The organism is Dietzia sp. (assembly GCF_036741115.1).
In the GTDB taxonomy this organism is placed as follows: domain Bacteria; phylum Actinomycetota; class Actinomycetes; order Mycobacteriales; family Mycobacteriaceae; genus Dietzia.
Window position 1 is genome coordinate 28624 of the sequence record NZ_DAINST010000010.1, and the last position, 4999, is coordinate 33622.

The window sequence follows — 4999 nt, forward strand, 5'->3', positions numbered from 1 at the left end:
CCCACCGAGAAGGCGTCGCGGGTCGCGGCGATGTTGCGATCGATGTACTCCCGTTCCTTCTCCGCCCTATTCGGGTTGACGGAGAACTGCTCGACCAGCAGCGGGTACACAGTGCCCACGACTCCGGCAGAGAACACGAGCAGCACGGTCGCAATGGCGGGGATGCGCAGATCCCGCACCACGATGGCCATGAAGAACGCGATGGCGCACAGGATCGATACTGCGAAGAGGAAGATCTTCGCGGGCATCACGGCATTGACATCCGTATAGCCGGCGCCGGTGAATGTGCTGCCCTGCGAGTACATGAGTTCGTAGCGGTCGAACCAGTAGCCCGCGGCCTTCGCGAGCACGAAGAGCCCGGCGAGCACCGCGAGGTGAATTCGCGCGGCCCGGGAGAACACGCCGTCGTTCGAGCCGAAACGGATGCCTCCGAAGACGTAGTGCGTGAGCGCCGCGGTGAGGAGCGCCAGCACGAGCAGGACCATGATCCACGTGAGCACGAAGCGCAGGAATCCCAGCTTGAACGCGTAGAACGAAATGTCGATCCCGAACTGCGGGTCCTGGATGCCGAACGACGTGGAATTGAAGAACGCGATCGCGGTCTGCCACTGACCCTGCGCGAACAGTCCGGCGAGGAGCCCGATGAGCACGGGCGGGAGGATGAGGAGCCACCAGCTCGTCGACTCGACGATATTCTGGTAGCGGGCCAGCGCCTCTTGCCCCGGCCCCTTGACTAGAATCGGGCGCTTGCGGTGCGCGAGCACGGCCGTCCCGATGATCGTCGCCGCGACCAGCACAGCCACCACGAGGAACAGCGCGAGTCGCGTGAGCACCTCCGTGCGGAACACCTGGGTCGCATCGACCGATCCGAACCACAAGAATTCGGTGTACGTGGTGTTGAGGCGCGGAATGACCTGGAGAAGCACCAGGACGATGATGATGGCCGCCAGGATGATCTTCGCCCGCCGCGACAACGGCGCCACCTGGCGCGGTCCGACGGGGCCCCTGGGCTCTTGGGAATTACCGAATCGCAAGGCGATCCCTTCACAACATTCAGGTGCCCGCGCCCCGCAACGAGGCGGAATGATCTGGCACCTGGGATTTCCTACAGTGCCTTCACTTTACGGATATGACGACGGACGCCGCGGCGTGCATGACGCAAGATGTGCCCTCCCCGTCCCCGCCCACCCCCTCACGTGGGTCGCAAGCGCGTGGGCTGGATGCGCGTGGGACGGGGCGCCGCCCAGCGGCAGTGCCGGCGCGCGGCGACACCGGAGCGGCGCGACCTACGGCGTCGCGCAGAGCTTCGGCGGGCCGCCGGAGTCGATGGTCTCGAGCGCGGAGATCGCGGAATCCAGCGAGTCCACGTCGACGAGATCGATGCCTTCCGGCGGGTTCGCCGCGGCCTCGGCACAGTTCGCCGACGGCACGAGGAACGTGGTGGCGCCGTCGTCTTTGGCCGCCGAGATCTTGTGCGGGATCCCCCCGATGGGGCCGACCTTTCCGTCGGCAGAGATCTCGCCCGTGCCAGCGATGTGGCGGCCGCCGGTGAGCTCGCCGGGACTGAGCTTGTCGAAGATGGAGAGCGCGAACATGAGTCCGGCGCTCGGCCCGCCGACCTCATCGGCGAGGTTGATCTTGACGCCCGTGCCGTTGGCGGGGAGGTCGCCGACCACCACTCCGAGGTAGCCCTGGTCCGCCTCGAGCCCCTGCGCGGGATCGCCGGGCTTGAGCTTGACCTTCGCGTCCTTCGACTCCGTGGTCTTCCCATCCGTCCCGGTGTTCGGACGATCGAACGCGATGTCCACCGAGTCCCCGGGGTGCTTCGCGGCGATGGCGTCGACGAACGACCGCGAGTCCGGGGTCGCGGCGCCATCGACCGAGGTGATCTTGTCGCCCTCCTCGAGGACACCGGAGGCCGCGCCGTCGTCGGCGACGCCCTGCACCGTGGGGACCATGGGCAGCTTGAGGTGGTGGAAAGCCGCAGCGGCCGCGGAATTCTCCGAGCCGATCATCTGATCGGCATTCTGCTGGTCGACCTGCTCCTGCGTCTGGTCGGGCGGGAACACCTGATCGCGCGGGACGACGTCCTGCTCCGGGTCGAGCCAGTAGGCGATCGCGTCGGTGATGCGCAGGTTCTGGCGCACCGCGACGGTGGTCATGTCGAGGACCCCGTCGGTCTCGTCCGCCTCCGCGCCGGTGATCTCCACGATGGGGCGGGTGACCGTGCCTCCGTCGCCGGGATCGGTCCCGCCCTGCGCGCCGCCCGCGGAATCCGCGGTCTCCTCCGGCACCTCGACCGAGCCGAGCGTGTCGAAGACCGGGCCGGGCCCGAGCGCGACGAGGGGGACGGGCACCGTGAGCGCTAGAATTGCACCCACGGCGAGCACCACGACGGCGACGAGAAGGGTGCTGAATCTACGGCTCACCCGGACAAGCCTAATCGCCGTCCCCGCGGGACAGTGGGACCACGTGCGGTTCCGCAGCCGGATGTCGTGCGGGAGCGCTCCCTCGGAAGCCGTGCGAGGGTTCGCTCCGATCTCTTCGCGTGCCGCCGCGCAACCACCCCGCGCGGCGGCAACACCGCTGGCGCCACGGTGCGCACTCGGCGATTACGCCGAGCGCGAACACCGCCGTCTGCGGGTGATTCGGCGCGCCGCGCGCGGGTAGCGTGAGGGCATGAACCAGCCATTCGGATTTTCGGCTTCCGGCGACGACCGCGACGATCACGACAGCAACAAGGGCAAGGGCGGCGACTCCGGGAACTCCGGCGACTCCTCCGCCAGCCAGGGCGGGTCCGGCCAGGGCGGGTCCGGCGGCAACTCCGGCAACGGTGGCTTCGATTTCGGTTTCGCGTTCCCGGGCGCAGGCGGAGCGGGCGGTGCCGGCGGCAGCGGCCAGAGCGGCTTCCCCGGCGACCTCGGCGCGCTGCTCAACCAGTTCGGCCAGATGCTCGGGAACGTGGGCAGCGCCATCAACTCGGGTGGCGACGGCCCCATCAACTACAAGCTCGCGGAACAGGTCGCTCTCGGGGCTGTGTCGAAGGACACGCACGCCACGGAGAAGCAGACCTCCGCCGTCACAGAGGCATTGCGCCTTGCCGAGCTGTGGCTGGACGACACCACGGAGTTCCCCGTCGCGGCGCACCTCACCGAGGCGTGGACGCCACGAACCTGGGTGCAGAAGTCACTTCCGACCTGGAAGGACGTGGCGAGCCCGCTCGCCGAGCACGTCAACGAGGCGTCGATGCAGTCGATGCCCGAGGAGGCGCGCAAGGCCGCCGGTCCGCTGCTGTCGATGCTCCAGTCCGCAGGGCAGGCGGGCTTCGGCATGCAGCTCGGCCAGGGCCTCGCGGCGCTCGCGCCCGAGGTGCTGTTCTCCTCCGAGATCGGCATCCCTTTCGCGCCCGATGGCACCGCGGCGCTCCTGCCTGCGGCGATATCGGAGTTCGCGAAGGAGCTCGAGCTGCCGGCACAGGAGGTCATGGTGTTCTGCGCGCTCCGCGAAGCCGCGCACGTGCGGCTGTACGCGGCGGCGCCGTGGCTGCGCAGCCGCATGGTCTCGACCATCGAGGAGTACGCGCGCGGCATCCGCATCGACACCTCCTCCATCGACGATCTCGCCGGCAAGCTCGGCGGCGGCCTCGACCCGTCGATCCTCTCCGACCCGCAGAAGATGCAGGAGCTGCTCGGCGGTGGCGATATCGGGCCGAAGATCTCGAACGTCAACGAGCAGGCCGCGCACCGGCTCGAAACGATGCTCGCCCTCGTCGAGGGGTGGGTGGACGTGGTGGTGACGACGGCCATCGACGATCGCCTGCCGTCCTCCTCCGCGTTGCGCGAGACCTGGATCCGTCGCCGCGCCACCGGCGGGGCCGCGGAGAAGACGTTCGCCCAGCTCGTCGGCCTCGAGATGCGCCCCCGCATGGCGCGCGAGGCAGCGACGATGTGGCAGCGGATCACCGATGCCGTGGGCACCACCGACCGCGACCGCCTGTGGTCCCACCCGGACTTGCTGCCTGGCGCCGAGGACATCACCAACCCCGCTGCCGTCATCGACCGGCTTCTCGCCGCCGACGAGGAGGCTTCGAAGATCGCCGGCGGTTCCGCGGCCGACGGAAGCAAGAGCTCGAGCGAGAGCGTCGACCCGTTCGAGGAGATCGAGAACTTCCTCCGCGAGCAGGCGGGCGAGGCGCCCAAGGGCGGACAGAACGATTCGGGCGCAACGGACGGCTCGGGCGGCACGGACGGAACCGACGGCTCGGGCACGACCGACGACTCCGACGGCGGCGACCCGAGCGGAACCGACTCGCGCTAGAACCGAGCGGCCGGGCTAGCCCTCCCCCGGGCCTTCGTCCCAGCCGTAGTCGGGTTCCGCGGCCGTCATGTCGGGCGCGGCACGCCCGGCGTCATTCCCGAAGAGGGACCACGCCTGGAGGAAACCGTGCGCGCGCTCGGTGTGGGGGTACCTGCCCACGCGGCGCCAGAACGTGGAGTCGTGGCCGGGCGAGCGCAGGTGCGCGAGCTCGTGGACAAGGATGTAGTCGAGGACGTAACCGGGCGCGCGCTGCAGTGAGGAGCTCACGCGGATCCTGCCGGTGCGCGGCGTGCACGAGGCCCAGCGGGTGCTCATCGGGGCGACCCATGTGATCGAGGCGAGGTCGTCGATCACCGGCATCGAGCCCGGGGTGTCCAGCCATTTCTCCGCGAGCTCGCGGGCGCGTCTGCGCAGGTAGGCGTCCGAGTTCCTGGTATTCGAGGTGCCGTGTTTGCGCGCGAGACTCGAGAGCATCTTGAGCACGTGCTTGCGCTCCTCCGCCTGCCGAAGGCCCGCAGGAACCCGCACCACGACGCGCCCGTCGCGCACGCTCGCCGAGACCGTCCGCTTGCGCTTGGCCGAGCGAACGATCTCCACCGCCGGGTCGTCGGGGTCCGACGGGAAGCCGCCGGGGAACGGATCGGGTGCGGATTCCGGGAGGTCGAGGGGCGCGGCGTGGGTG

General features: G+C 69.3%; 4 protein-coding genes. 1 reads left to right on the forward strand and 3 read right to left on the reverse strand.

Annotation, left to right across the window (positions count from 1 at the left end):
• On the reverse strand, window positions 1-983 hold a 983-nt coding region (locus tag V7E05_RS03015; RefSeq protein WP_333618192.1), incomplete at its 3' end, for a UPF0182 family protein.
• A 303-nt stretch (window positions 984-1286) separates the two neighbouring features.
• Window positions 1287-2429, reverse strand: coding sequence for a YlbL family protein (locus V7E05_RS03020; RefSeq protein ID WP_333618193.1), 1143 nt, complete (start codon window positions 2427-2429; stop codon window positions 1287-1289).
• Window positions 2430-2679: 250 nt separating this feature from the next.
• On the opposite strand from V7E05_RS03020, the gene V7E05_RS03025 reads away from it, so the two are divergent.
• A complete protein-coding gene (locus tag V7E05_RS03025; RefSeq protein WP_333618194.1) occupies window positions 2680-4317 on the forward strand; it encodes a zinc-dependent metalloprotease in 1638 nt (545 codons plus the stop codon).
• A 15-nt stretch (window positions 4318-4332) separates the two neighbouring features.
• On the opposite strand, the gene V7E05_RS03030 is transcribed toward V7E05_RS03025, so the two are convergent.
• Window positions 4333-4999, reverse strand: a 667-nt coding sequence (locus tag V7E05_RS03030) for a M48 metallopeptidase family protein (RefSeq protein WP_333618195.1), incomplete at its 5' end; no start/stop codon positions are given.